This is a genomic window from Mesorhizobium sp. WSM4308, assembly GCF_002294905.1.
Taxonomy (GTDB): Bacteria; Pseudomonadota; Alphaproteobacteria; order Rhizobiales; family Rhizobiaceae; genus Mesorhizobium.
Genome location: NZ_NSFW01000005.1, coordinates 241,026 through 266,130, shown reverse-complemented (window position 1 = coordinate 266,130; position 25,105 = coordinate 241,026). Strand labels below are relative to the sequence as shown.

27 protein-coding genes and 1 pseudogene are annotated in these 25,105 nt (G+C 62.3%); 16 read left to right on the top strand and 12 right to left on the bottom strand.

The window, feature by feature from the left end:
• The first annotated feature begins 29 nt into the window (after positions 1-29).
• The 6 genes from CK227_RS11750 (at position 30) to CK227_RS11725 (ending at position 8,794) form a co-directional block, all read left to right on the top strand.
• Positions 30-863 carry a universal stress protein gene (locus CK227_RS11750; protein WP_095770311.1) on the top strand — a complete coding sequence of 278 codons (834 nt, stop codon included), beginning with the start codon at positions 30-32 and terminating at the stop codon, positions 861-863.
• Between the two features lie 116 nt (positions 864-979).
• The gene (gene gpt, locus CK227_RS11745; RefSeq protein WP_095770312.1) at positions 980-1,480 is read left to right on the top strand and encodes a xanthine phosphoribosyltransferase; all 501 of its coding nucleotides are present in this window, start codon (positions 980-982) and stop codon (positions 1,478-1,480) included.
• A gap of 210 nt (positions 1,481-1,690) precedes the next feature.
• Positions 1,691-2,179, top strand: coding sequence for an NUDIX hydrolase (locus CK227_RS11740; RefSeq protein ID WP_019857844.1), 489 nt, complete (start codon positions 1,691-1,693; stop codon positions 2,177-2,179).
• A 102-nt stretch (positions 2,180-2,281) separates the two neighbouring features.
• Positions 2,282-2,593: a PilZ domain-containing protein gene (locus CK227_RS11735; RefSeq protein ID WP_095770313.1), complete on the top strand. Its 312-nt coding sequence runs from the start codon at positions 2,282-2,284 to the stop codon at positions 2,591-2,593.
• A 672-nt stretch (positions 2,594-3,265) separates the two neighbouring features.
• The gene (locus tag CK227_RS11730; RefSeq protein ID WP_095770314.1) at positions 3,266-7,054 is read left to right on the top strand and encodes a vitamin B12-dependent ribonucleotide reductase; all 3,789 of its coding nucleotides are present in this window, start codon (positions 3,266-3,268) and stop codon (positions 7,052-7,054) included.
• 627 nt (positions 7,055-7,681) lie between these two features.
• Positions 7,682-8,794, top strand: a complete 1,113-nt coding sequence (locus CK227_RS11725; protein ID WP_095770315.1) for an acyltransferase — start codon at positions 7,682-7,684, stop codon at positions 8,792-8,794.
• A gap of 96 nt (positions 8,795-8,890) precedes the next feature.
• On the opposite strand, the gene CK227_RS11720 is transcribed toward CK227_RS11725, so the two are convergent.
• The 4 genes from CK227_RS11720 to CK227_RS36700 form a co-directional block, all read right to left on the bottom strand.
• Complete coding sequence (locus CK227_RS11720; protein WP_095770316.1) at positions 8,891-9,412, bottom strand: hypothetical protein; 522 nt, start codon at positions 9,410-9,412, stop codon at positions 8,891-8,893.
• Between the two features lie 42 nt (positions 9,413-9,454).
• A complete protein-coding gene (locus CK227_RS11715; RefSeq protein WP_179296306.1) occupies positions 9,455-10,426 on the bottom strand; it encodes a DUF3592 domain-containing protein in 972 nt (323 codons plus the stop codon).
• Positions 10,427-10,570: 144 nt separating this feature from the next.
• Positions 10,571-11,179: a methyltransferase gene (locus CK227_RS11710; protein WP_095770317.1), complete on the bottom strand. Its 609-nt coding sequence runs from the start codon at positions 11,177-11,179 to the stop codon at positions 10,571-10,573.
• A 40-nt stretch (positions 11,180-11,219) separates the two neighbouring features.
• The gene (locus CK227_RS36700) at positions 11,220-11,387 is read right to left on the bottom strand and encodes a hypothetical protein (RefSeq protein ID WP_179296307.1); all 168 of its coding nucleotides are present in this window, start codon (positions 11,385-11,387) and stop codon (positions 11,220-11,222) included.
• A gap of 104 nt (positions 11,388-11,491) precedes the next feature.
• On the opposite strand from CK227_RS36700, the gene CK227_RS11705 reads away from it, so the two are divergent.
• The 3 genes from CK227_RS11705 (at position 11,492) to CK227_RS11695 (ending at position 13,411) form a co-directional block, all read left to right on the top strand.
• Positions 11,492-12,403 (top strand): LysR substrate-binding domain-containing protein, encoded by a 912-nt coding sequence (locus CK227_RS11705; RefSeq protein WP_095770318.1) that lies wholly within the window; start codon positions 11,492-11,494, stop codon positions 12,401-12,403.
• A gap of 32 nt (positions 12,404-12,435) precedes the next feature.
• The gene (locus tag CK227_RS11700; RefSeq protein ID WP_095770319.1) at positions 12,436-12,843 is read left to right on the top strand and encodes a VOC family protein; all 408 of its coding nucleotides are present in this window, start codon (positions 12,436-12,438) and stop codon (positions 12,841-12,843) included.
• Positions 12,844-13,222: 379 nt separating this feature from the next.
• On the top strand, positions 13,223-13,411 hold the full coding sequence (locus CK227_RS11695; RefSeq protein ID WP_095770320.1) for a hypothetical protein: 189 nt from the start codon (positions 13,223-13,225) through the stop codon (positions 13,409-13,411).
• Between the two features lie 33 nt (positions 13,412-13,444).
• On the opposite strand, the gene CK227_RS11690 is transcribed toward CK227_RS11695, so the two are convergent.
• A complete protein-coding gene (locus CK227_RS11690) occupies positions 13,445-14,518 on the bottom strand; it encodes a GH25 family lysozyme (protein WP_095770321.1) in 1,074 nt (357 codons plus the stop codon).
• A 240-nt stretch (positions 14,519-14,758) separates the two neighbouring features.
• On the opposite strand from CK227_RS11690, the pseudogene CK227_RS11685 reads away from it, so the two are divergent.
• The 3 genes and pseudogenes from CK227_RS11685 to CK227_RS37205 form a co-directional block, all read left to right on the top strand.
• A pseudogene (locus CK227_RS11685) lies at positions 14,759-14,854 on the top strand (DUF1402 family protein); the annotation flags it as partial.
• Positions 14,855-14,879: 25 nt separating this feature from the next.
• Positions 14,880-15,311 (top strand): DedA family protein, encoded by a 432-nt coding sequence (locus CK227_RS11680; RefSeq protein WP_245317941.1) that lies wholly within the window; start codon positions 14,880-14,882, stop codon positions 15,309-15,311.
• 39 nt (positions 15,312-15,350) lie between these two features.
• Entirely contained in the window at positions 15,351-15,509 is a 159-nt protein-coding gene (locus CK227_RS37205) for a hypothetical protein (protein ID WP_245317943.1), read from the top strand.
• Here the strand turns inward: CK227_RS37205 and CK227_RS11675 are convergent.
• The 3 genes from CK227_RS11675 to CK227_RS11665 all read right to left on the bottom strand — a co-directional run bounded on the left by CK227_RS11675 (position 15,506) and on the right by CK227_RS11665 (position 18,050).
• A complete protein-coding gene (locus CK227_RS11675) occupies positions 15,506-16,297 on the bottom strand; it encodes a phosphodiester glycosidase family protein (protein WP_095770322.1) in 792 nt (263 codons plus the stop codon). The two genes, CK227_RS37205 and CK227_RS11675, sit on opposite strands and share 4 nt — an antisense overlap.
• A 125-nt stretch (positions 16,298-16,422) precedes the next feature.
• Positions 16,423-17,043 (bottom strand): transglutaminase-like cysteine peptidase, encoded by a 621-nt coding sequence (locus CK227_RS11670; protein ID WP_095770323.1) that lies wholly within the window; start codon positions 17,041-17,043, stop codon positions 16,423-16,425.
• Positions 17,044-17,177: 134 nt separating this feature from the next.
• Positions 17,178-18,050 carry an undecaprenyl-diphosphate phosphatase gene (locus CK227_RS11665; protein WP_095770324.1) on the bottom strand — a complete coding sequence of 291 codons (873 nt, stop codon included), beginning with the start codon at positions 18,048-18,050 and terminating at the stop codon, positions 17,178-17,180.
• Positions 18,051-18,220: 170 nt separating this feature from the next.
• On the opposite strand from CK227_RS11665, the gene CK227_RS11660 reads away from it, so the two are divergent.
• A complete protein-coding gene (locus CK227_RS11660) occupies positions 18,221-19,126 on the top strand; it encodes a hypothetical protein (protein WP_095770325.1) in 906 nt (301 codons plus the stop codon).
• 6 nt (positions 19,127-19,132) lie between these two features.
• On the opposite strand, the gene CK227_RS11655 is transcribed toward CK227_RS11660, so the two are convergent.
• On the bottom strand, positions 19,133-19,345 hold the full coding sequence (locus tag CK227_RS11655; RefSeq protein ID WP_095770326.1) for a hypothetical protein: 213 nt from the start codon (positions 19,343-19,345) through the stop codon (positions 19,133-19,135).
• Between the two features lie 151 nt (positions 19,346-19,496).
• A complete protein-coding gene (locus CK227_RS11650; RefSeq protein ID WP_095770873.1) occupies positions 19,497-19,895 on the bottom strand; it encodes a GFA family protein in 399 nt (132 codons plus the stop codon).
• 109 nt (positions 19,896-20,004) lie between these two features.
• Between CK227_RS11650 and CK227_RS11645 the strand changes: the two genes are divergently transcribed.
• A complete protein-coding gene (locus tag CK227_RS11645; RefSeq protein WP_179296308.1) occupies positions 20,005-21,033 on the top strand; it encodes an isopenicillin N synthase family oxygenase in 1,029 nt (342 codons plus the stop codon).
• 34 nt (positions 21,034-21,067) lie between these two features.
• Here CK227_RS11645 and CK227_RS11640 read toward each other — a convergent pair whose 3' ends face one another.
• Positions 21,068-21,553: an SRPBCC family protein gene (locus CK227_RS11640; protein WP_095770328.1), complete on the bottom strand. Its 486-nt coding sequence runs from the start codon at positions 21,551-21,553 to the stop codon at positions 21,068-21,070.
• Positions 21,554-21,672: 119 nt separating this feature from the next.
• Positions 21,673-21,921 carry a ParB N-terminal domain-containing protein gene (locus tag CK227_RS11635; RefSeq protein ID WP_095770329.1) on the bottom strand — a complete coding sequence of 83 codons (249 nt, stop codon included), beginning with the start codon at positions 21,919-21,921 and terminating at the stop codon, positions 21,673-21,675.
• A gap of 155 nt (positions 21,922-22,076) precedes the next feature.
• Between CK227_RS11635 and CK227_RS11630 the strand changes: the two genes are divergently transcribed.
• Both CK227_RS11630 and CK227_RS11625 read left to right on the top strand, forming a co-directional pair.
• Positions 22,077-23,717, top strand: coding sequence for a N,N-dimethylformamidase beta subunit family domain-containing protein (locus CK227_RS11630; protein WP_095770330.1), 1,641 nt, complete (start codon positions 22,077-22,079; stop codon positions 23,715-23,717).
• A gap of 1 nt (position 23,718) precedes the next feature.
• Positions 23,719-25,104, top strand: coding sequence for an aspartate aminotransferase family protein (locus CK227_RS11625; RefSeq protein WP_095770331.1), 1,386 nt, complete (start codon positions 23,719-23,721; stop codon positions 25,102-25,104).
• Position 25,105: the final 1 nt, after the last annotated feature.

Below are 25,105 nucleotides of genomic sequence, written 5' to 3'. Positions count from 1 at the left end.
TCGAACACTCGCCAGATTGAGGGATCACCATGCGCTTCAGGACCATCGTTGCCATTCTGCAGAACGAGCAGGACGCCGAGCGCGTGCTCGACTGCGCCATTCCGCTCGCCAACCGCTTCCAGAGCCACCTGATCGGCATTCATGCCGAGGCGCTTCCGGTGCCCTACACGTCGGCGACCGGCTTTCCCGATACCGAGTTCCTGCAGGTCTCGGCCGACATGAGCCGGGAGCGGGCCGACAAGCTGCAGGCCGTCTTCCTGAGGCGCATCGAGGATTCCGGCCTCTCCTTCGAGTGGCGCAGCCTGGAGAGCTTCTCCGGCGACAGCGCGTTGACCGGCATTTCAAGCGTGCGCGCCGCCGATCTTATCATTGCCGCCCAGCGCGAAACCGGCGGCGATCCGAGCGCCGATGTCGACACGCTGGTCTATGACGCCGGCCGGCCGGTGCTGGTGGTGCCGAGCGCGGGTCCGCTGGTCACCACGTTCAAACGCGTGCTGCTCGCCTGGAACGGCAGCAAGGAGGCCGCCCGCGCCGCCTTCGACGCCCTGCCCTTCATCATCGAGGCCGAGAAGACCGACATATTGGTCATCGATCCGCCCGATACGTTCGACGAAACCCCGGAGGCGGCCGGCGCCGAAATCGCGTCGGCGCTGTCACGCCACGGCGCCAATGTCAGCGTCTCGGTGCAGAAATCGGGCGGCACCTCGGTCGACGACATGATCCAGAACCGGGTCGCCGAAACCGGCGCCGATCTGCTGGTGCTTGGTGCCTACAGCCACTCCTGGCTGCGCCAGCTGCTGTTCGGCGGCGTGACGCGCACGGTGCTGCGCACGGCACAGGTGGCGGCCTTCCTGTCGCGATAAGTCCACAGCCATCGCGGTAAGCCGCCCTTGCCAAGGCCGAGGCTTTCCAGTTAATTCCGCGCGCATTCCCCTGTTTTTGTGCACGCGGTCCTCGCGTGCTGCGGAGTGCGCGAAAAATGTCCCTTCCCGAAAAAGCCTTCCCGGTCTCCTGGGACCAGTTCCATCGTGACGCCCGCGCGCTTTCCTGGCGGCTTTCCGGCGCCAACAAGGGGCAATGGAAGGCGATCGTCTGCATCACACGCGGTGGGCTGGTTCCCGCGGCGATCATCGCGCGCGAACTCGGCATCCGCATCATCGAGACGGTCTGCGTCGCCTCCTACCACGACTACACCAGCCAGGGGCAGTTGCAGGTGCTGAAGGAGATTACCCCTGCCCTGCTGGCCGACGACGGCGCCGGCGTGCTGATCATCGACGACCTGACCGACACCGGCAAGACCGCCGGCATCGTGCGCGCGATGATGCCCAAGGCGCATTTCGCCACCGTCTACGCCAAGCCGAAGGGCCGGCCGCTGGTCGATACTTTCGTCACCGAGGTCAGCCAGGATACCTGGATCTATTTCCCCTGGGACATGGGCTTCACCTATCAGAAGCCGATCGCCGACGACCACGCCGGCTGATTCGCGACACGCCGCTTTTTCCAACTAACCCGCCACCGACGACAATATTCGCTTCCGTGGATGGCTCCCCGGGGCAGGATATCCTGTGAAATCGACCTCTGTTGGCGGGAATCGGCCAGCCTGATCAAAGTTTTTACTTTTATTGGTCAGAATTAGCCGTAAGATTCGTAAGGCGGCAAACGATTCTGGAGGCTGGGGCTAGCTTCTCCGATGTTGACAAGGCCAACGACGCACAACCATCTGGCCGAAAGGGTCCGGCGACTCTTCGGCACCGCTCCGTGCCGTCTGCAGGTTGCCGCGCTGCCCTGGCGCGACACCGGGAATGGCGTCGAGATCATGCTGATCACCAGCCGCGACACGGGCCGCTGGGTGTTGCCGAAGGGCTGGCCGGAAGCCAAGGAGCCGCTCTGCGAGGCGGCGGCGCGCGAGGCCGGCGAGGAAGCCGGATTGCGCGGAACCGTCTCCCATCTCGAAGCCGGCCGCTACTTCTATGCCAAGGTTCTGGCTTCGGGTGAAGAAGTGCCCTGCGAGGTGCTGGTGTTTCCGCTGCACGTCGACAAGATCGCCGACCGCTGGAAGGAAAAGCACTCCCGCACCCGCAAATGGGTCAATTCCAGCGAAGCCGTACGCATGATCAATGAGCCGGACCTTTGCCAGATCATCGCCTATTTCTGCGCCGACCCGCACAGATTCTCCTAGCGGACCTCCGCCTTCTCCATATTCACAACCCTGTGATGTGACGGGCATGAAAGGTTTGCTAATCCTTCTTCGCTAAGAATCGACCAATCTGGCGTTTGATCGATGGCGAATCCTGTAGACCCATTTCAGCAGCATACCGGCGAGCCCGAGCGCGAGCACCGTCCGCGCGTGCTCAAGGGTGGAACCGTCATCACCGGGATTCAAAACTCGGAAATCGCCGTGATGCTGCGCAACCAGCATGCGGGCGGCGCCGAATTGAAAATACCGCTCGAGGCGCGGGTGCCCGATCATTTCCTGCTTTATGTGCCGCTCGACGGCGTCGCCTATCGCTGCGAGGTCCGCTGGCGCCGCAACGACCGGGTCGGCGTGCAGTTCACCGGCACCGAGCCGAAGCCGAAGCTGCATTACGGCTGATATCTGGCATATCGGCCCGACAGGTTTTTCGAGGCCGGCCAGATTGCTCACGACGGACGCCTCCCGGCGGTCAAAGTGCACAGATCCACCGCTCGAAACGGCAATCGCCGCGGCGCATTTCTATCCCCGTTATCCACATGTGTGACACACAAGATGTTGGGGTCACAAAAGCTACGCAAACGAATCCTTGACGGCGCAAAACGAGTCGCCTTTTATAGGCCATGTGCTCCTGTTGAGAGCGCGACCGGAAAGTTCTGAGCCCGGTCTTTTTCCCGGATTATGTGCGTTTTTGCCCGCATTTCCGCCCGTTTACGAGGCCGGCGGAAGCGTTGGGATTGTGGGGTGGCGGGGCGACGAAAGGGAGAATTGTCGGACTGGAATAAATTGTCTGTTAATACTATATTTAGTGTTTGCAGGTAGGTTCGACGCTAGATAGTGTGAATTTCCCTCGAGTGAGGGAATCGAAAAAATCAGATTTGAGGGACCCGCAGGGTTCGCCGGCGCGTTGTGACAGAGGCTTCACGAGAAGCCCAGGCCGCAAGTGCTGGGGGAGATCGCGGAATGGAGAGCCGGCCGTTTTCGAACGCCGGCAGACGGCGGACATGCGCGTTTCGCATCAGGGGGAGAAATCCCTGGGGAAAAGCGCTATATATAGACAAAAGGACCGAACCAATGCGCATCGAGCGTCGCTTCACCAAGCAAGGGCAATCGGCTTATGCGGAGATCGAATTCCGCAAGGCGCTTTCCGAGATCAAGAATCCGGATGGCTCGGTGGTGTTCCGCCTCGACAACATCGATGTGCCGGCGCAGTTCTCCCAGGTCGCCGCCGATATCCTGGCGCAGAAATATTTCCGCAAGGCCGGCGTGCCCGCGCGGCTGAAGAAGGTCGAGGAGAACGACGTCCCCTCCTTCCTGTGGCGCTCCGTCGCCGACGAAGCCGAACTGGCCAAGCTGCCGGAAGCCGAGCGCTACGGTTCCGAGATCGACGCCCGCCAGGTCTTCGACCGGCTGGCCGGCACCTGGACCTACTGGGGCTGGAAGGGCGGCTACTTCAAGTCGGAGGAAGACGCGCGCGCTTTCCGCGACGAGCTCGCCTATATGCTGGCCACCCAGCGCGTCGCGCCGAATTCGCCGCAATGGTTCAACACTGGGTTGCACTGGGCATACGGCATTGACGGTCCGAGCCAGGGCCACTTCTATGTCGACCCCTTCACTGGCAAGCTGACCAAGTCGAAGTCCTCCTACGAGCACCCGCAGCCGCATGCCTGCTTCATCCAGGGCGTTCAGGACGACCTCGTCAACGAGGGCGGCATCATGGATTTGTGGGTGCGCGAGGCGCGCCTGTTCAAATATGGCTCGGGCACCGGTTCGAACTTCTCGCTGCTGCGCGGCGAAGGCGAAAAGCTGTCGGGCGGCGGCCGCTCGTCCGGCCTGATGAGCTTCCTCAAGATCGGCGACCGCGCCGCAGGCGCCATCAAGTCGGGCGGCACAACGCGCCGCGCGGCAAAAATGGTCATCGTCGACGCCGACCACCCCGATATCGAGGAATTCATCGACTGGAAGGTCAATGAAGAGCAGAAGGTCGCCTCGCTGGTGACCGGCTCCAAGATCGTCAAGAAGCATCTCGAAGCCATCATGAAGGCCTGCGTCAATTGCGAAGGCAATGGCGAGGACTGCTTCGATCCGGCCATCAACACGGCCCTGAAGCGCGAGATCAAGGCAGCCAAGAAGTCGGCGGTGCCGGAGAATTACATCTACCGCGTCATCCAGTTCGCCAAGCAGGGCTACACCTCGATGTCGTTCAAGACCTACGACACCGACTGGGATTCGGATGCCTACCTGACCGTTTCGGGCCAGAACTCCAACAATTCGGTGTCGCTGAAGGACAATTTCCTGCGCGCCGTCGAGGACGATGCCGACTGGCACCTGACCGCCCGCAAGGACGGCAAGGTCTTGAAGACGCTGAAGGCCAGGGACCTGTGGGAAAAGATCGGCTATGCCGCCTGGGCGTCGGCGGATCCGGGCCTGCATTTCAACACGACGATGAACGACTGGCACACCTGCGCTTCGGCCGGTGCGATCCGGGCCTCCAACCCGTGCTCGGAATACATGTTCCTCGACGACACGGCCTGCAACCTCGCATCGATCAACCTGCTGCCCTACCGCAACGCCGACGGCACGATCGACATCGCCGCCTACGAGCATACCGTGCGTCTGTGGACCATCGTGCTGGAAATCTCGGTGATGATGGCGCAGTTCCCGTCGAAGGAGATCGCCAAGCTCTCCTACGAATACCGCACTCTCGGCCTCGGCTATGCCAATATTGGCGGCCTGCTGATGACCTCGGGCATTCCCTATGATTCCGACGAGGGCCGCGCCATCTGCGCCGCGCTCACCGCGATCATGACTGGTGTGGCTTATTCGACATCGGCGGAAATGGCCTCCGAACTCGGCGCCTTCCCCGACTATGACCGCAACGCCCAGAACATGCTGCGCGTCATGCGCAACCATCGCCGCGCTGCCTATGGCGACAAGGACGGCTATGAGAAGCTCGCCGTCAATCCGGTGCCGCTGGTCGCCTCCGACCTCAAGCAGCAGGCGCTTGCCGAACATGCGAAAGCCGCCTGGGACCGCGCCATCGAGCTGGGCGAGGAGCATGGCTACCGCAATGCACAGGCAACTGTGATCGCGCCGACCGGCACGATCGGCCTGGTCATGGATTGCGACACCACCGGCATCGAGCCCGACTTCGCGCTGGTGAAGTTCAAGAAGCTCGCCGGCGGCGGCTATTTCAAGATCATCAACCGCGCCGTGCCGGAAGCGCTGCGCACGCTCGGCTATTCCGAGAGCCAGATCGCCGAGATCGAGGCCTATGCGGTCGGCCACGGCAATCTCAACCAGGCGCCCGGCATCAACCCCGGCTCGCTCAAGGCCAAGGGTTTCAGCGACGACAAGATCGCCGCGCTCAATGCGGCGCTGAAGTCGGCCTTCGACATCAAGTTCGTCTTCAACCAGTGGACGCTCGGTGCCGACTGGGTGAAGGAGACTTTTGGGTTCACCGACGAGCAGCTCAACGACTTCTCGTTCGAGATGCTGCCGGCGATGGGCTTCTCCAGGAAAGACATCGAGGCCGCCAACATCCATGTCTGCGGTGCCATGACGCTGGAAGGAGCGCCTTTCCTCAAGGCCGAACACCTCGCCGTGTTCGACTGCGCCAGCCCCTGCGGCAAGATCGGCAAGCGCTCGCTGTCGATCAACAGCCACATCCAGATGATGGCGGCCGCACAGCCCTTCATCTCCGGCGCCATCTCCAAGACCATCAACATGCCCAACGATGCGACGGTTGAGGACGCCAAGGGCGCCTACATGCTGTCGTGGAAGCTGGCGCTGAAGGCCAACGCGCTCTACCGCGACGGCTCGAAGCTGTCGCAGCCGCTCAACGCCTCGCTGCTCGCCGATGGCGAGGAGGATGAGGACGAAGCCGTCGAGCAACTGATCGCGTCCCCGCAGGCGGCGCGCGCGGCGCAGATCACCGAGCGGATCGTCGAGCGCATCATCGAGCGCGTGTCGCGTGAGCAGGAAAAGCTGCCCGGCCGCCGCAAGGGTTACACCCAGAAGGCCAAGATCGGTGGCAACACCATCTTCCTGCGCACCGGCGAATATGATGATGGCCGCCTCGGCGAGATCTTCATCGACATGAACAAGGAAGGCGCCACGCTGCGTGGCCTTCTCAACAACTTCGCCATCGCCATTTCGCTCGGCCTGCAATACGGCGTGCCGCTCGACGAATATGTGCACGCCTTCACCTTCACCAAGTTCGAGCCGGCCGGCATGGTCATCGGCAACGATGCCATCAAGAGCGCGACGTCGATCCTCGACTACGTGTTCCGCGAACTGGCCATCTCCTATCTCGGCCGCAACGACCTCGCCCATGTCGACCAGTCGGACTTCTCCAACACCGCACTTGGCCGCGGCATCAGCGAAGGCAAGACCGACGCCGTTTCCAAGGGCCTGACCCGCGGTTCGCCGGTGAAGCTGGTGTCGAGGGCGATCGGCAACGAGCCGAAGGGCTTTGCCGGCGGCTCGACCGGCACCCCTGCCCGCTCGGCGCCCACCGCCTTCTCCGGCTCCAACGTGCTGGCCCTGAAGCCGGCCAGCGACGAGGCGATCGCCTACAAGCGCGACTATGAGGAGCGGGCCAAGGAACTGGCCGAGGACATCGCCTTCGAGGAAGCGGCGGGCTCTGCTTCGGTAGCCTCGGACGCCACGGCGGCGCTGTTCACCGATGCGGCAGCGAACGAAGCCGCCGAAGCGAAGAAACTCGCCGCCGACCGCCGCGCCAAGTCACTGCTGCAAGGCTACACCGGCAATTCCTGCTCCGAATGCCAGAATTTCACGATGGTGCGGAACGGGACCTGTGAGAAGTGCGACACGTGCGGCGCCACAAGTGGCTGCAGCTGACAAACTCACTAGACAACTGGCGTGTCACTGTATGTTGCTCGACGTCAAGGTAAGCTGGTCATTCGACACACGAAGTTTGCTCACCCTCGTTTTTTGAAAGGTGAGCAAACGGAAACGGCAGGAGGCCTGGATCAATGTCAGGGCCTCCTGATTCACGTCTAGTCCAGGACGATGATGGTGGGCGCGGCTATTGGCGTCATCGGCTGCGTTATCGGATACAGATCTGCGGCCCATTGGGTGCCGCTATAGGGCTCAAATTGCTCTGGTTGCATGGAACGTTGCAATCGCGGTCTACATCCGAAAGCGGCTGAAGATCCTGCATGGACTGATCTATGCGTTGTTGACATTGTTGAACATGCGCACGGGTCAGGAGCCAGCAACGGTATGGTTCTTACCCTAACCCTGATGGGCTTCAAGTGGCCACGGTGATATCGCCACGCGCATTTATTCTGAGAGAGCGTTGTGAACCTTCGGCCCCGTTCTGGCGAGGCCGAACTCATGCAAACGCACGATGATTTAGCCCGAAGCGACAAGCACTATCGATTGGCGCTCGATAGACCTCTCTGTGACGCTGAAGCCTTGGGATCAGGCTTTAGTCAGGGTCAAAGGGCCCTGTATGGAGGGGCAATGGAAATGGTTGGCAACACCAACTCATCGCGCCTGGCATCACTCGACCTTCTACGATTGATCGCAGCCTTGGCGGTTGTGTGCTTTCACTACCTTTATCGGGGACCGATTGCCGGAGATGTCGACGCTGGATATCCTGAGGCTGCCCCGTTTGCTATCTATGGCTATCTCGGTGTCAATCTGTTTTTCCTTATCAGTGGTTTTGTCATCACGTGGTCGGCTAAGGGGCGAAAGTGGCAGGATTTCGCCGTCGCGCGCTTCGTGCGGCTTTATCCTGGATTTCTGCTCTGCATGACGTTGACGTTTGTCGTTCTCTCGATCGCCAACAACCCTAGATTTCCGACAGATTTTTCGACCTATGCCGCCAATCTTTCGATGTTCGCCCGCGCATTCGGCAGGCCGTCCATGGACGGTGTCTACTGGTCGATCATGCTCGAGATCGTATTCTATGGCTGGGTTGCGGCGCTTATTTTTGCGGGTGCCTTCCAGCGTTGGAAGTTGGCGATCGTTGCCATCTGGCTCGTGATTTCGGCAGGAAATGAGCTCTTCTTCGGGAACACGGCGATACGAATTTTGCTTATCACAAGCTACGCGCCTTTTTTTGCCGTCGGCATTTTGGCCCAACAGGTTGTCGCAAAAGGTCGTTCGCCGGCAGCGCTCATCCTTCTTGTCGCAGCGTTCCTGTTGTCGTGCCAGACGATCACATTCAATCAGGGCTGGATGCAGGAACATTACGGAACGGCCATTCCCTATCCCGCTCTCCTGGTCGCCAATGGATTTGTCTTTGGGATTTTCGCAGGTGCACTCCTGATCCGCTCCCGCGTGGCCCCTTCGAAGACCGTTCTGATGCTCGGCGGATTGACTTACCCACTTTATCTTCTGCACCAGTACATAGGTTATCTCTCTCTCAACGCGCTGGCCCCGTTTATCGGCAAGAACGCTGCGTTCTTTGTCGTTTTGCTCGCGGTGCTCCTTGCCTCGTTCTTGATCTGGCGCTTTGTCGAAACGCCGCTACGCAAGCCGCTTATCCGCGGTTTGACGTCCGCCATCGATCACATCGCATCGGCAGGATCCGCGCACGCCAGAAGGAACCGCCCAGTGGCGCGGACTTAGCGTAACCTTCGCAGGCGAGACAGGAGGTGGGTCGCCAGCGGCAGGAGCACTGGTCTAGGCGCCTGCACGCAACGCAACCTGATCGATCTCACGACGCTAGTCATCGCTGCACCCTGTCAGAATGAAGGCATCCCAGGCCGAGCCGTCCGGATTGGCGTTGGCGAAATCGGCCCATTCGGTGAAAGCCACACCGAAATCGGGCAACAGCAGCCCTTTCGGCGCCGGCGTCGCTTCGCGCGAATTCAACTGTTCGGCCCCGCCGCCGGTCAAGGCATAGACCTGACCGTCCCATATCCTGCACAGTCCGCTGCTATCCTGCAGGCCCGCTTCGCGATCATCGTCGGTGCAGGCGTGGCGGATGGTGCCGAGCGGAAAGGAATTCTTGCCGTTGGTCCAAGTGATATCGGCCGGCAGGTTTTTATCGGTGTTTGGCACGCTCAGCGAGAACACCTGCGCCGTCAGCGCCGCCGGCTCACTGTCCAGCGGCCGGAATTGCAGAACCGCGCCTGAGCGCGGCTCGCGGTAGGTGGCGTGGCTCAGCAGGCATTCCTTGGCGCTCGCCAGATGGATCGGGCCGAGCAGTCCCAGGAAAACGCAGGCCAGTTTGCGAACGATCACCGGGTGTCTCCGTGAAACGTCGTGGAAGCCAAAAACCCGTCCTCACACCAGCCCGACCAGAAAGGCAGCACCGCCGAGAAATCCTGCCGAACAGGCCCACAGCAGCCAGAGCCCACGCACCCGGCATTCGAGCACCGCCGAGCCAGGGTTGGCGGGATCATAGTGCACGTCGACCTTGCTGCCCTCCGCATAGCGCCGCGCTTGGCCGCTGACGAGGCCGGGCAGCGAAGCCGTGACGGTCGCGCCGAAGGTGACGCGGTCGGCGCTGTAGCGCTGGCCGGCGACGCCATAGCTGTAGACGATGCGAGATTTGAAAACCGTGCGCCAGCGTTGATAGCCTGAATAGGTCCGCAGCGCCTGCAGGCCTGAGGCATCGATGCGTCCGGCGGCGACTGGCCATTTTGCCGCCTGCTCGGCAAGCGACTTCTGGGCAAAGCCCATGCGCAGAGCGAACAGGCCCATGAACAGCAGCAATGCTGCGGCACCGAGATTCTGGGGTTTGGGCAGATGCGGCCGGATCGCCTCAAGCACGCCGCCGATGGAAAACACCAGAACCGCCGTGCCGATCGCCAACCCGGCCGAGAGCTGGAACATGAACTTGAAGGCGCCGTCCGGCATGGTGCGCTCGATCACGGCCTTGCTCGGATCGGCCGGATTGTAAAAGACGGTCACCTCCGCGCCGCGGGGAAACTGCGCAAGGGTTTCGCGGACTTCAAAGTTCCCCAAATTTTCCTTCACGCTGTAGCGCGAGCTTTGAAATTTCTTGCCGCCGACCTTGTATTCGAAGGTGATGGCCGGGAAATTGCGCATCTCCGTGGTATCGGTGCTGTCCGAGCCAGCGCCCGAGCTTCTGACCTCACGCGCCTCGACGCGCGACGAGATGATCTTTCCCGGCGTCGGCAACCAGCGGCTCAGCGCCTGCACCTCCCGCCATTTCACGATAGTGATGAGCGACAGCATGCCGGAGACCGCGCAGGCAAAGCCGACAAGCAGAAATTTGAGTTCCAGCTCCACCCTGATCCCCCCGGAGTGCAGGAACAGGCACTAGACAGCACTGCGGCGGCAATGTCTCGCTTATTCGCAAAGTCGAGAGATGAGCGGCCGGGCGTAACGCGCGCCCTCTCCTTCTCCCCTTGCAGGAGATGGAAGAAGATCCCTTCACGACGGCCTGACAGCCAGGAAGGTGTTCCATTCCTCGCTGTTGCGGCCCACGTTGAAATCGTCCCTGAGAAGGACCAGCCCGGCGGCTTCGAGACGGGCCGCGAAGTCGTCCCGACGCCACAAGACCGTATGATAGCTGCTGTCCGTCTCGCCATCGCCGTTGCGCATCGATACGAGGAAGGCGCCGCCTGGCCGCAGCGACCGAGCTATCCTGGCAAGCACCTGGTCGGTCTGGTCGCGCGGCACATGGATCAAGACGGCGAGCGCCAGGACGGCGTCATAGGGGCCGCCGAGATCGTCGGTGAGGAGATCGAGAAGCTCACCATGCTTGCCGCGCGCGGCCTGCAGCTCGAGAAACCGTTTTGTCGCGTCGGTGCGGCGAACCTTGACACCCAGGCCCTCCAGAAAGTCGGCATCGTAGCCCGCTCCCGACCCGACTTCCAGAATCCGGCCTGACGTGCCGGCAATCGCCACAAGGCGCTTCAGCGATGCCTGCTCTCTGTCGTTGGGAACATGCCGCACGATGGCATCGTAGCGATCCGCATAATCCTCGTAGGCACTGATCGTTTGACGGCTCTTCGCCAGGGCCTGCGACAACACATCCATCTTGCCCTCCCTAGTATCCATGTGCGCCAAAAAAGCTTCTTCAGCGAATGGTGCCGGGAGGCACGCGTCCGTCGAGGACGCCGATGTCGCGCAGGAAATGATCCGACAGCGAACGCTGGTCAAGCAGGCCGCGCCTGCGGGGCCTGAACGGAGCGGTGAAGAGATCGAGCATCGGGCGACGAAGCGTGTCGTAGAGGGTGGTGGTCATTGCCCTGTCCTTTCGTGTTGGAGTTGATGACCAGAGCATGCCTGTTCGCGGCCTTGGCTTCCAATCGAACGTCGCGTACCATGCATCAGGAGGACTGATGCGTCATGAGTTGGGAACTACCACCATTGGGGGCTATCAGGGTGTTTGAAGCCGCCGCGCGGCTGGGCAGTTTCACCAAGGCGGCCGAAGAACTCGGCATGACCCAATCGGCGGCCAGCTATCAGATCAAGGTTCTGGAGGAGCGCGCCGGAACGCCACTTTTCATAAGAAAAACAAGGCAGATTGCCTTGACCGTGGCCGGACAACAGCTGGCGCCGCATGCATCCGTTGCGTTCTCGGCCCTGGCCGATGCGTGGGTCGCCACAAAGGGCGGAGCGACCGGAGTGCTATCGGTGACGACCATGGAAACCTTCGCGACGAACTGGCTGGCCGTGTGGCTTGGAACATTCCAGCTGATGCATCCAGACCTTGCCGTGAAGGTCAATACATCGCCCCGGCTGGTCGATTTCACACGCGAGGACATGGACATCGGGATCCGGACAGGCGCCGGAAATTGGCCCGGTCTGACCGCGCACTATCTGTTCAAGGCCGACTACACGCCCATGCTCAGCCCAAGACTGGCCGAAAGCGTGGGCGGCATCCGCCAGCCCGAGGATCTCTACAAGGTGCCGCTGTGCTGCGCCGACGATCCTTGGTGGAAGATCTGGTTCGAAGCCGCCGGCCTACCCTTCGAGCCCGATCGCGTCATCGCAGGTCCGATGCTGGGGTCGCAGGCCTACGACGCGATGGCGGCTTTGACCGATCGGGGCGCGGCCATCCTCACCCGCAATATCTACAGCGCCCTGCTGGCGAAGGGCCAGTTGATACAGCCCTTCGAAGTCCTCGGATCCGACGGCGACGGTTATTGGCTGGTGCACCTGGAAAGCCGACGCAACGTGCCGAAGATCAAGGTGTTCCGGGATTGGGTGCTGGCCCAGACCGCCGAGATTCGGGCGCAGGAAGAGCGCCAGACTTAGGCTTACAAGGTTCACGCGCAACAGAGGACCAGATGATCGATCACATAACCATCGAAGTGTCCGACCTGGAGAAGAGCAAGCTCTTCTACGAACGCGCTTTCGCGTCCCTGGGCTATTGCCTGTCCTTCGGCAAGGAGGGCGTGTTCTGGGCTTTCGACGTCGGCAGTGGCTGCCTGTTCGAGATCCAGCGAACAGGCGAGGCGCCGCCGCTCACCCATCTGCATGTTGCCTTCCGCGTCCGCAGCAAGGCAGAGGTCGATGCGTTCCACCAGTCGGCGCTGGCAGCCGGCGCCCAAGACAATGGCGCGCCCGGCCCGCGTCCCGATTATGCGGAGAATTACTACGCCTGCTTCGTACTCGACCCCGATGGCTACAACATCGAGGCAATGATCAACGAGACCGCGGCTTCATCCAAGGGCGCCAATACGAGTCGAGGATGACGGGCATAATGAATCTCGCCTCTCTGCGCCCTCGGCCACGGTCACCCCCTGCTGTGCACGGCATCTGCCGATCGGTTGATCCAGATCAACGCGGATGCATCGCCCGTGCGGTCTCCTTGCTCCTTGGCCATCATCCCAGGGAGAACGAACGTGTCGACTTACGACCTCATGGTTATCGCCGCAGTCCTGTTCAGCTTCGCATCATTTTCCGCGGTTCTGGCTTTTGCCACCTTCGACGAATCGCGTCGCCGTCGTCCAAAATAAGGCGGTCGGACCGGTTGGATGGGCGACCATTCACACGACGAAGTGATATAGGTGCAATTTGACGACGGATCGGATCGAATGAGAACGTTTGGAAGATAACAACCGGAAAACGGACATGAGCGACGAAAACGAGGACGACACCGACATCGTCAACCAGCTCGCCTATGTCAGAGCCGATCCCACCCAGCACGATACGATTACGCTTCTCACCATGATCGATGCCGCGATTGCCGAGATCATGGCGTTGCGGAGAAAGCTGCGGCTGAGCGAGGACAGGAATGGCGGGAGCAACCAGCTCCAATAGACGGCAGGACCTGAACGAATGGCGACGCGAACCCTAATCCGCGTCGGCCATCATCTGACGGCCGCCGCCGCCGGCCCAGGCGCGCCATTGCCGCTCGTCACCATGGAAGACGTTGAGGTCGACGCGGCCGGTCACGCCGTGCGACAGGCCGGATCCGGAATACTGCCAGAACAGCCATTTGCGGCCGGGATAGACCTTTGACGGGTGCCGCGCCACCGCGCGCAGCCAGAACGGGTAGTCGAGGAAAGCGCCCTGGAGGTTGTCGCGATAGAAATCGGGGGCGGTGTATATGATCGGGCGCTGACCGTAGTGACGTTCAAGCTTGTCCATGAACACCTGCATCTTCTCCAGCACCTTTTCACGTGACGGGCGCCGCTTGCAGCTGGAGTCGCCGTTCCATTCGACGTCGATCACCGGCGGCAGGGCGCCATCGACCTTCGGCACGTTGCGGATGAACCAGTCGGCCTGCTCGCCGGCGGTGCGGCACCAGTAGAAGAAATGATAGGCGCCGCGCTTCAGCCCGGCGGCATCGGCATTGCGCCAGTTCCTCATGAACATCGGATCGAGATGGTCGCCGCCGTCGGTTGCCTTGATGTAGGCGAAGTTGGCGCCCTGGGCGCGCAGCTTTTCCCAGTTCACGTCGCCTTGCCAGCGCGACACGTCAACCCCGTGCACGGCAAGGTGCCGGGGCGAGGCCCGGCCGAAATTGATGGGCTTGGCATCGCGAAAACCGTAGCGCGTGACGGGGCCGGCAAGCATCGCCGGTGCGGCACGCGACAAAAGTTTCGGTGGCGAGACCAGGGCCGCGGGCTCGACGGGCGGATCGACATTGTCCGGCAATTCGGGCGCCGAAAGCGCCACGGTTTCTTCCTCCGCCAGCCCAAAGGGCCGATCAGGAGCGTCCTCGGGCGCGGCCTCGGCCAGCTTGCGAGCATTGCTGGCCTTGCTCACTGGAACGGATGTGATCGGTGCGCTGGGCCGCACCACCGAACTGGTGGTTTCGTTCGACGGCTTCTGCATGTCGAGCGCGTCCATGCCCGATGTCGAAGAGCAGCCGGCGAGGCACAGCGATGCGATCACGAAACTGATGGCGCCTGGTAACCGCATCTGGACCTGTACTCAAAACACAACAGACCGAAGGCAACGACCGACGGACAACAGCGCCAGTTATGAACGAGAAATTACCAATAAAGTTTGAATCAAGTTTTTTACCATGACTATGACCCGTTTCAGACATTCCCCGGCGACGCGGCCGGGCCAGCCTTGACAGTGCCATGATGTGGCTGTTGAGGCGGGAGGCTGCGTTTGCCGCAGGCATTTCCCACGATTTCTTCAAAGGCGTCCGATGGCAAGGGCCGCAAGTTGCCGGTCGAGAATTATTACGGCTGGCTCGTCGACGACAAGCTCGACGAACTCAGAAGCCTGCTCGACAGCGGCAGCTGAGAAACGCTTTTAAACAGGAGCTTGCGTGCAGGCGTTCATCGACCAGAGCGTTTGTTTCATCGAGAACCATCAGGCGTGGGCCGGGATCGTGGTCGGGCTGCTGGCCTTCGGCGAGTCGCTCGTGCTGGTCGGCATCCTCTTGCCCGGCACCACGGTGCTCATAATCGTCGGCGGCCTGGTCGGGGCCGGCATCGTACAGCCTTTGCCCGTCCTTCTGGCCGCGATGATCGGGGCGGCGCTCGGCGATACCATCTCCTACTTTCTCGGCAGATGGCTGGGGCGCGGCGTCGTCCATAAATGGCCGCTCAACCGTTACGGCCGCGAGGTCGCCAGGGCGCGGCTGTTCTTCCATCGTTATGGCTTCGCAGCGGTTTTCGTCGGCCGTTTCTTCGGCCCCGTCCGCGCCACCGTGCCGCTGGTCGCCGGCATGATGGGCATGCACCGGCGCCGCTTCTAGATCGCCAACATCCTGTCAGCGATCATCTGGGCGCCGGTCGTGCTGTCGCCGGGTTGGCTGGTGGCCAAGGGCGCCGGCAGCATCCCCGAGCTCGACGTGACCAGCCTGTTCGGGCTGGCGGCGATCGGTGTGGCAGCCCTGATCATCGTAACAGTGATCGCGCTCAAGCTCCGGAGCAGGCGAGCCGCCCGCGTCTAGCCGCGCTTCCTGAACACGCCGATCATCGGCCCCAGATTCCAGTAATCTTCGTTGCGGCCGATGGCAGGCGCGAACAGGCTCGATATCGTGCCGTCGAGAAACAGCGCATTGTCGCAGCCGAGCGCATCGCGGAACAGCCGGGCAAATGCATGGAAATTCACCGTGCCGTTCGAAATGGCAAAGACCGCGACGCCGTCCTTGCGCACCCCGACGCCATCGCGGGTCTTGCGTGAGGTGCCATCGGACTGAAATTTCGGATGAAGCTGGCCGTCGACCACCAGCATCGGTCCCGATTGCGTGGCATAGTCGGTGGACGGCCGCTTCCTGACGAAGTCCCTGGTCGCGCGGACCGCTGCCATGCCGCCGCTGATGTAGAAGATGCCATTCGGCTGCAGCGAAAAATTGCCGCTTCCCGATCCCGTCTTCACGCCGGCCATTTCCTGGCCACGCTCGACATAGAGGCCGACCGGCCTGAGGTCCGGATGATACATGCCGGCGTTGACGGCGAACAGCATGGTGCGGCCGGCCGCGCGCTGGGCAGCGTCGAGATTGTGCAGCGACTGAAATGGCTTGCCGGCCGGATCCTTCCAGAACAGTTCGATCGAATACAGTTTCGGATCGACCTCGCAGACGAGATAGCTGGTCGCCTCGAAAGCAAAGTCGCGGCATGGCGGCAGCGAACCGAACCATTGGCTGAATGCCATCGTGCCGGCGACGGCCTGCGGCAGCGTGGCTTTGACCAGGCCCAGCAGCAGGGGCGCCGAGTTCAGAAGTGTCAGAAAGTCCATGTGCCCTGCGGATGCCAGCTTCAATCATTTGTGGTGGTTATCACCACTTGCCGGCACCATGGAAGACCGGCACGAAAGGATCGGATCGCAGAGGTTCATACTCGGACGCGGCCGAGCCGACCCGACTATTTGACGGCGCTGACCAGCTGTTCGTCGCCACCCAGAATCGAGACCCAGTGACCGGTGTCGTCGCTCGCCTGCCGCTTCAGGTAGCGATAGCTCGTCTGGTTCCAGAGGCGGACCTTGTCGGTCAGATTGTCGAGGATGAAGTCGCCCTTGTCGGTGCGCACCGTCAGCACGGCGTGACCCTCGCCATCAGGCTTGCGAACCACCGTCATCAAAAGATTGGCTATGGCAATGCCCAGGCTGTTGAGCTCACGCCGCTTTTCCAGCGCGTAATCCTCGCAGTCGCCAAGACCGTTTTCCGGATAGGCCCACCACTCGTCCTTGCCGTAATTATCCATGTCGCTCATCGGCTTGACGCGCGTGTTGACAGAGAGATTCACAGCCGAGATATCGTGCAGCAGCTTGCTGGTCAGGCGTTCCGGCACGCTGTCGGGCGAGCGGATCGAACATTCGGCGACATGGATCCTGCAAAAATCATAGTGGCCGATCGGCTGGGAGGTCGTGCCGCCGACAACCATGGACGCAGGCGCGGCATAGGCCGACCCCACCACCGAACCGAAGACGGTCACGGCAACCGCCAGCCCCTTCGCCTTGCGGCGCCAACCCATCGAGGATGCCATCCGGCCCCACCCACCTGTTTTGTTAACAGAATGTTAAGGGCGGTTACATTCCGAAGTCAATCAACCCTAGCGATCACATCTCCTAGGGAGCGACTCATGCGCCCAACTGGTGCCGACAGGCAACACTGGGCCCGCTAAGCCAGCCATCCCATCGCAAGGCCGAGCAACAGGACGACGCCGAGCAGGCCGCGATAGATGACGAAAGGCCAGGCGGAGAAGCGTTCCAGCACCCGCATCAGGCCCCAAATGGCAAAAAAGGCGGAGATCGAGGCGACGACCAGTCCGGTGGCAAGAACCGACCAGCCATGGGCGTCAAGATGAACCTTGTGTAGTTCCCACAGTTCCTTGAGGCCGGCAAGCGCGATCGCCGGCAGCCCGAGCAGGAACGAGAAGCGCGCCGCCTCGGCCCGCTTGAAGCCGAGCCCCAGCGCCGCCGTCAGGGTCGAGCCCGAGCGCGAGACGCCGGGGATCAAAGCGCCGATCTGGGCGACGCCGACAAGCAGCGCATCGGCGAGCGACGCTTCTGCGATGGTGCGCTTGTGGCGGGCGAAAATCTCGGCCAGAGCCAGCAGGATCGCCATGGCGATGCACGACCAGCCGATCACGCTCAGGCTGCGCAGCGGCGAATTGCAGGCATTGAGAACCCCCGATAGCGCGACGCCTGCAATGACGATCGGGATCGTCGCCAGCACGATCCAGGACGCCAGCCGGAAATGCCGGTCGGAAAAATCGCGGCGCGTGAGCGCCTCGAGCGAGCCGAACAGGAGATCCCTGACATCGCCCCAGAAATAGCTGATCACGGCGGCAAGGGCGGCAAGCTGCATGGCGGCGGAGAAGGCGGAGCCCGGGTCTTGCCAGCCGAGTACCGCCGGCACGATGCGCATATGGGCGGTCGAGGAAATCGGCAGCAACTCGGTGATGCCTTGCACCAAGCCGAGAAAGGCGACCTTGGCATATCCCAGGCCGACAAAGCCCGTATCCACGCCCTGGGTGCAGATGTCAGCCATGTCGAGCCTTTCCGTCGGAGAATCTTGAAGAGCGATCCGCGCGAGCAATAGACGCGCGATGCGCGGAATCCAATTTACCGATTTGTAAGGCGTCTCCCCGGTTGACAAGTCGCGCATCAACATTATTATCTGCTAACCTTACATTGTAAGTTTGGTGATGGAGGAGCGCCATGCAGACCGCCCTGTCAGAATTGCAAGCGCCAGCCGAACCCCGCCCGCCAGCCATCGCGATCGAGAATGTCTCGCGCGACCTCAGCCGTATCATCGAGCGCGCCGAGGTGAACGCCTGGCTCGACCTCTATGCCGCAGCACCCGCCGATTTCGCCGCAAGGCAAGGCCTTTCAATAGCGGGAGAAGGCGACCTCGCATGGACCACCTGCACGACGATCCCGTTCGTCCATTTCAATTGCGTGAAGAATTTAGGCGTCGACAGCCCGGCCTCGGAAAGCCAGCTCGACGCACTGCTGGCGCACTACCGCTCCGCCGGCATTTCGCGGCCATGGTTCTATGTCAACCCACACACCGAACCATCTCGCCTCAGATGCTGGCTCGAGGCGCGCGGCCTGCAGCGCCAGGGCGGCTGGGAGCGGATTTATCGCGAGGCCGACCCGCTGTCGTCGGAGCTGCTTTTCACGATTGATGGGGTTTCGGTCGAACGCGTGACGAAGGCATCGGCAAGCGAATGGGCCGGCTTCATCGACAAAAGCTACCGGCTGCCCACCTCACCCTGGCTGCTGGCTCTGGTCGGCCGACAGGGCTGGCATCACTATATGGCCAAGCGGGACGGCGCCGTGGCGGCGGTGCGCTCGTTGTTCATCGGTGCCGACGGCGCGGCCTGGAGCGGCATCGAAGCACCGGTGCCTGGCATCATGGCGCCGAGCTTCGATCTCGACGCGGTGCTTGGCGAAGCGTTGGTGCGCGACGGGATTGCGGCCGGCGCCAAACTGTTTGTCGCCGACATCGAGGCGCCGCACGAGCAGCGCGACGGCCCGGCCTATCGCAACTATGCGCGTCTCGGCTTCAGGATTGCCTATTTCCGCAGCCACTACAGCTATCTGCCGGCCAGTTCCAACTGACCGCGCCTAACTGCGCAGCCATTGCTGGAAACAACTTCTGGCCACTATATGGGCCGGCGGAACGACCGGCTGATCGGCGCGTGCGTCATCGGGCGCGCGGCTGCGAACCCGTTCGAGCAGCATGCGCACCTGTTCCGGGCGCACACGGTCGCGCTCCATGACAAGCAGGACCATCGGATCGCTCAAAAGCTCGTCCAGGGTGCTGATGCTGTCGTTCATCCGTCGTCTCCTCGAATGCCGGCCCGCGCAGCATAGATAGGAGGACAATGATGGCCCGCCAATGACGTTTTGCCGGCTATCGCGTGATGATTTGGATTAATTTTCGGTCATGGTCGTGCGCTTTCCTTCTCCCTTGTGGGAGAAGGAAGACCTAGCCCGGCGGCGGAGCGCCCTCATGTTGCGGCAGGCCGTCATCGAGCACCACCCAAGGCTGTTTCGAGGCGGTGAAGATATGCATCTGCGGCCTGAAGACCGTGGGATCGTCAAGCGAGCCGGTGGTGATGCCGATGATGCCGGCGGAGTCGCGGCGCGAAAACATCGTCGTGCCACAGCTCGGGCAAAAGCCGCGCTTGAGATCGGGCGACGTGTTCACGGTCGCCAGCGGCCCCTCGATGGTCACATCATCGATGCGAAACAGCATGCGCGCGTTGAAGGCGGCGCCGATCGCCTTCTGGCAAAGCCGGCAGTGGCAGATGCGTTCGTTGATGGGCGCCGCGTCGGCGCTGTAGCGCACCGCCCCGCACAGGCACCCGCCCTGATGTCTAGCCATATCACCGTGATCCATGATGAGAGTGTGCGGCCGAGGTAAATGGCAGGACTGATTGGGTCAATTGAAAAGCTTTGATACTGTTTCATCGATTACCGTGATGGGGGGAGCCGTGACGCAAGACATCGAAACCATCGGCATCGCGGACCTGTTCGGGCCGCCCTCGCCCGGCCGTGACCGCGCCGACGCCCGCATCATGGCCGCCGCGTCGGGAATAGGCTTGATGGCTGTTCGGGATTTTCCCGGAGACGCTTGGCTGACGCCGGAAAGCCGGGCGCAATTGCTGCGCATCTTCGCCCTTCCCGACGCCGAGAAGCAGAAATTGCTGCGCTGGAATTTCGACCGAACCAGGAAGAATGTCTATCGCGGCTGGTTTCCGCTGCAGCCGACGGCCGTTTCCTATAAGGAAGGCATCGACATGGGGCCGGATATCGCCGCGGCGGCGCGTGCTTTGCCATCGGACGATCCGCTGTGTGAGCCGACGCCTTTGCCGATCGAAGGCGCCCTGCCCGGCTGGCGCGCGGCAGCGGCGAACTACTACCGCGCGATGGAGACGATCGGCAACGCGCTGATGCGGTCGATCGGGCGCGGGCTTGGCCTGCCGGAAACGATCTTCGATCCCTATTTCGATCACGGCATCTCCACCTTGCGCCTGATCCGCTATCCCCTGCGCGACGCCAATGCCGGCATCGATATCAGCGGGCCTGACTTCTCGGTCCTCCACAAGGGAGAGACGCGCACCATCATCGGTCGCGAGCATGCCGATTCCGGTTTCGTCACCTTGCTGGCGCAGGACGGCGTCGCGGGCTTGCAGGCCAAGAACCTCGCCGGCGAATGGATCGACGTGCCGCCCGCCGACGGCACGCTGGCGGTCAATTTCGGCCAGTTGCTGGAGCGCTGGACCGGCGGGCGTGTGCGGGCGACGCGGCACCGGGTGATCGCACCGAAAACGGCGCGGTTCTCGATCCCGTTTTTCTATGAACCGCGTGTCGACGCCGAGATCGCGCCGCTGCCCCTAAGCGGCGCCGAGCCTTTCGAGCCGTTTTTCTATGGCGACTATCTCTGGGAGGCGGCGACGAATTTCGTCGAGATGAGCGGCATCAAGCATCTCAGGCAGCCGCGCCGCGCCAAGGTTTTCTGAGCCTGGGCGCGACCGTCGGCGGAACTGTCCTGTATCAAAGCGTCCTGGCGATCTCTTCGAGCTGGTCGGTGCACTGGCCCCAGCCCGCATCAAAACCCATCTGTTCATGCTGTTCGCGGCCGGCGACACTCCAGTGGCGGACGCGCGCGATGTAGCGGGTCCGGCCCTCGCCTTCGTCCTCAAAGGTCAGCACGACGGTCATGAACGGCTTTTCGGATGGCTCCCACGCCTGCGTGTAGGCATCGGTGAAGACGATCTTCTTGCCGGGAATGACTTCCAGGAAGACGCCCGGGTTGGGGAATTCATTGCCGTCGGGGTCGGCCATGATCACAAGGCTCGACCCGCCCGTGCGCGCATCCATTTCGGCACGCGGCGTCGTCCAAGGTTTCGGAGAGAACCATTGGGTCAAAAGCCTGGTGTCGGTCCAGCAGCGATAGACGTTCTCGCGCGGCGCATCGATGATGCGGGCGAGAACCAGTTCGCGGTCATTGGCGGGGGCGATGTCGAGCTTGGTGGTCAAGGTGGTCTCCTCGGTTTGATCTGGCTTCCGTCCCAAGGACGAGCCGACAGAACGCAACTCGACAAGACCAGTGAAAAAAATACCGGCAGGCTTTCAATAACGCGAGGACGAAGGACGTGTCAGTGACGCTTGGCTTGCACCAGATAGGCGTCGATCTCGGTCTCGCCGAGCCACTTGGCCGCTTCCAGCCGGTGCAGGCCTTCGACAAGGATATGGCGCTTGCCGTCGTGGCGGACCTGGATCGGCATCTTCATGCCGTTCTCCAATATGTCCTCGGCCAGATGGCGGACGGTCTCAGGGTGCAACGTCTTCTTGCGCGCCGTCGGCACGTAGATCTCGTCGACCTTGACCTTTTGCACTCTCAGCATACTGGCTCCCCAGGCGGAACATACCGCCTCGCCTGAAATAGTCGCTTTGCCGGGTGCGGCCAAGGGCGGCTAAGCAATTGCTGGCCCGATCGTTTCCATTTGACGCTTGGCCGGCAGATGGCCGAAATGGCGGCCTTCGATCCTTTCCGGTGCTCATGACCCATCTGCCGACCGAATTCCCCGATTTCGGGCTGACGCCCGAGCAGCGCCGCCACGCGGTGCGTGGCCATTACTATGAGTGGCCAGGCATGGATGGCGAGCGTGGCGAAATCTGGTGCTACTCGGATCGCTTTTGCTATCGCGTCGGCGAGATGGTGACGCTGCGTGTCAGCTCGACAGCGCCGTCCTTCAGCATGGCAATCATCCGGGACGGTGGAACCGAGACGAAAGTGTTCGAGAAATCCGGCATTGCGGCGTGCTGGCAGGACACGCCCGACCAATGTTCCGCCGAGGGTTGCGGCTGGGAAGCGTCTTTTGAATTCCGTGTCGGGAGCGACTGGCCGTCCGGTGCATATCGGGTAACGCTGACTTCCGTTGGCCATGACGGTAGGCCGATCCATGGCTACCACCTCTTCATCGTCTCGCCCCAAACCGGCAAGAAGCCAGGCCGTGTGCTGCAGGTGGCGGCGACGGGCACCTGGCTTGCCTACAACACTTGGGGCGGCTCCAACCACTATCAGGGCATCACCGGGCCGGACCGCAACCAGTATTCGCCTGTTGTGTCGACGCAACGCCCCTGGTGCCGCGGCTTCGTCGTGCTGCCAAAAGATGCGCCACGCGTGCCGCTCGAGGTCGCCGTGCCGCCGAAGACGGTACCACGCTACCCCCACATGGAATGGGCGCTCGCCACCGGTCATTCGAAGAAATACGCCTCGTCCGGCTGGGCGAGCTATGACAGCCACTTCTTCCGCTTCGCCGAGCGGGCCGGCTATCATGTCGATCTCGCCAGCCAGCACGATCTGCATGTCTCGCCCGACATTCTCGACGGCTACGACTGCGCCGTCTTCGTCGGCCATGACGAGTACTGGACATGGGAAATGCGCGATGCGGTCGACAATTATGTTGAGCGCGGCGGGCATGCGGCGCGTTTCGCCGGCAATTTCATGTGGCAGACGCGGCTCGAGGACGAAGGCCGGCGGCAGGTCTGCTACAAATACCGCGCTCGCGCCGAGGACCCTGCCTATCGCGGCGGCGACGTCACCCGTGCCACCAATTCCTGGGAAGCGCCGGAAATCGGCCGGCCGGGTTCGGCGACCTTTGGCCTCAACGCGACGCGCGGCGTCTATGCCGGCTGGGGCGGCTGCGCGCCGCGTGGTGTACGCGGTTTTCCGGTCTACCGGCCGGAACACTGGGCCTTCGCCGGCACCGGCATCTACTATGGCGACCTGCTCGGCGCCGACAGCCATGTCTATGGCTATGAGGTCGACGGGCTCGACTTCGAGATCCGCGGCGGCCTGCCCTACCCAACAGCGACCAGCGGCGCGCCGGATGGGCTGCAGGTCCTCGCCGTCGCAATGGCATCCCAGGTCGAGGAAAGCGCTGATATCCCGATCGAGGACCAGTTCCTCACCGACGAGGATGGCCGCTTCACCGCCGAGACTTTGTTCGGCGAGGCGAGCGACGCCAATCTGGAAAAAGTCAAACGCGGCAATGGCATGATCGTCAATTTCCCGCGCGGCAAGGGCGAAGTCTTTCATGCCGGAAGCTGCGAATGGGTGGCCGGCCTGCTAAGGCAAGACCCGATGGTCGAACGCGTCACCCGCAATGTCCTCGATCGCTATCTTGGAAAGTCCTGACATGTCGAAAGTCCAGCCTGCCGCTCCAGAGGCCGAAGTCCGGCGCCAGTCGCACCTGTTCTATCTCTCAAGCCTGCGTCGGCCGCTGATCGACCGCGCCGAGGGCATCTATATGTGGACACAGGACGGCCGCCGCTTCATCGATGGCTCGAGCGGACCGATGGTCGCCAATATCGGCCATTCCAACCGCAATGTGCTGGATGCCATGAAGCGGCAGATGGACCGCGCCACCTTCGCCTATCGGCTGCATTTCGAAAACGAACCAGCGGAGGAACTGGCGCGGGAACTGGCCGGCAAACTGCCGGAAGGCATGGACCGCATCTTCTTCGTCTCGGGCGGCTCGGAGGCGACGGAATCCTGCATTAAATTGGCGCGGCAATGGGCCGTTGCCACCGGCCAGGCCAGCCGCTGGAAGGTGATCACGCGCTTCCCCTCCTATCATGGCGGTACGCTGGGTTCGCTCTCGGTCACCGGCGACGACGCCCTGGCAGAGACCTTTGAGCCGATGATGCGGGTGATGCCGACGGTGCCCGCGCCCACCGCCTGGCGCGACCGCGACAATCTTTCAATGGAGCAGCGCGGCGTCCGCTATGCCGACATGCTGGAGGACAAGATCGTGGCCGAAGGGCCGGAAAGTGTCGTTGCCTTCATCATGGAGCCGATCGGCGGCGCCGCGACCTCTGCGCTTGTCGCGCCGGACAGCTACTATGCGCGCATCCGCGAGATCTGCGACCGCTACGGCATCCTGCTGATCCATGACGAAGTGATGAGCGGTGCCGGCCGCACCGGCAAATTTCTCGGCGGCGATCACTGGAACTGCAAGCCCGACATCGTCGCGCTGTCGAAGGGGCTGGGCTCGGGCTATGCGCCGCTCGGTGCACTGGCGGCACCAATGCGGCTGGTGCAGCCGCTGCTGGCCTCCGGGGGCTTCCAGCATGGCCATACCTATGCCGGCAATCCGCTCGCCTGCGCCGCCGGCCTTGCCGTGCTCGGTGAAATGGACCGGCTCGACCTGATCGCCAATGCCGCCGCCATGGGCGACGTGCTGATGGACGGGCTGAAGGGGCTGGCGAAGCGCTTTCCCTTCATCGCCGACGTGCGCGGCAAGGGCCTGCTCACCGGCGCCGAGATGGTCGCCGATCCGGAGACACTGCGGCCGATCGACCAGAACAAGAAAGCCACGCAGCGCCTGCTGGACCTCGCCTATGAGCGCGGGCTGATCATCTATGGCCGCCGGGTCAAGGGTGGCATCGACGGCGACAATTTCATGGTCGCGCCGCCGATGATCGTCACCAGCGAACAGGTCGGCGAGATCGTCTCCATCATCGGCGACTCGCTGGAGGTTCTGGCATCGGAGCTCGACCTTCCGGTCGAAGGCCGGGGGTAAA

What these genes read in the sequence shown, in the direction of transcription:
- CK227_RS11750 (WP_095770311.1), top strand. Translation starts at nt 30, where the DNA reads ATGCGCTTCAGGACCATCGTTGCCATTCTGCAGAACGAGCAGGACGCC.
- gpt (WP_095770312.1), top strand. Translation starts at nt 980, where the DNA reads ATGTCCCTTCCCGAAAAAGCCTTCCCGGTCTCCTGGGACCAGTTCCAT.
- CK227_RS11740 (WP_019857844.1), top strand. Translation starts at nt 1,691, where the DNA reads ATGTTGACAAGGCCAACGACGCACAACCATCTGGCCGAAAGGGTCCGG.
- CK227_RS11735 (WP_095770313.1), top strand. Translation starts at nt 2,282, where the DNA reads ATGGCGAATCCTGTAGACCCATTTCAGCAGCATACCGGCGAGCCCGAG.
- CK227_RS11730 (WP_095770314.1), top strand. Translation starts at nt 3,266, where the DNA reads ATGCGCATCGAGCGTCGCTTCACCAAGCAAGGGCAATCGGCTTATGCG.
- CK227_RS11725 (WP_095770315.1), top strand. Translation starts at nt 7,682, where the DNA reads ATGGAAATGGTTGGCAACACCAACTCATCGCGCCTGGCATCACTCGAC.
- CK227_RS11710 (WP_095770317.1), bottom strand. Translation starts at nt 11,179, where the DNA reads ATGGATGTGTTGTCGCAGGCCCTGGCGAAGAGCCGTCAAACGATCAGT.
- CK227_RS36700 (WP_179296307.1), bottom strand. Translation starts at nt 11,387, where the DNA reads ATGACCACCACCCTCTACGACACGCTTCGTCGCCCGATGCTCGATCTC.
- CK227_RS11705 (WP_095770318.1), top strand. Translation starts at nt 11,492, where the DNA reads ATGAGTTGGGAACTACCACCATTGGGGGCTATCAGGGTGTTTGAAGCC.
- CK227_RS11700 (WP_095770319.1), top strand. Translation starts at nt 12,436, where the DNA reads ATGATCGATCACATAACCATCGAAGTGTCCGACCTGGAGAAGAGCAAG.
- CK227_RS11695 (WP_095770320.1), top strand. Translation starts at nt 13,223, where the DNA reads ATGAGCGACGAAAACGAGGACGACACCGACATCGTCAACCAGCTCGCC.
- CK227_RS11690 (WP_095770321.1), bottom strand. Translation starts at nt 14,518, where the DNA reads ATGCGGTTACCAGGCGCCATCAGTTTCGTGATCGCATCGCTGTGCCTC.
- CK227_RS11675 (WP_095770322.1), bottom strand. Translation starts at nt 16,297, where the DNA reads ATGGACTTTCTGACACTTCTGAACTCGGCGCCCCTGCTGCTGGGCCTG.
- CK227_RS11670 (WP_095770323.1), bottom strand. Translation starts at nt 17,043, where the DNA reads ATGGCATCCTCGATGGGTTGGCGCCGCAAGGCGAAGGGGCTGGCGGTT.
- CK227_RS11665 (WP_095770324.1), bottom strand. Translation starts at nt 18,050, where the DNA reads ATGGCTGACATCTGCACCCAGGGCGTGGATACGGGCTTTGTCGGCCTG.
- CK227_RS11660 (WP_095770325.1), top strand. Translation starts at nt 18,221, where the DNA reads ATGCAGACCGCCCTGTCAGAATTGCAAGCGCCAGCCGAACCCCGCCCG.
- CK227_RS11655 (WP_095770326.1), bottom strand. Translation starts at nt 19,345, where the DNA reads ATGAACGACAGCATCAGCACCCTGGACGAGCTTTTGAGCGATCCGATG.
- CK227_RS11650 (WP_095770873.1), bottom strand. Translation starts at nt 19,895, where the DNA reads ATGGCTAGACATCAGGGCGGGTGCCTGTGCGGGGCGGTGCGCTACAGC.
- CK227_RS11635 (WP_095770329.1), bottom strand. Translation starts at nt 21,921, where the DNA reads ATGCTGAGAGTGCAAAAGGTCAAGGTCGACGAGATCTACGTGCCGACG.
- CK227_RS11630 (WP_095770330.1), top strand. Translation starts at nt 22,077, where the DNA reads ATGACCCATCTGCCGACCGAATTCCCCGATTTCGGGCTGACGCCCGAG.
- CK227_RS11625 (WP_095770331.1), top strand. Translation starts at nt 23,719, where the DNA reads ATGTCGAAAGTCCAGCCTGCCGCTCCAGAGGCCGAAGTCCGGCGCCAG.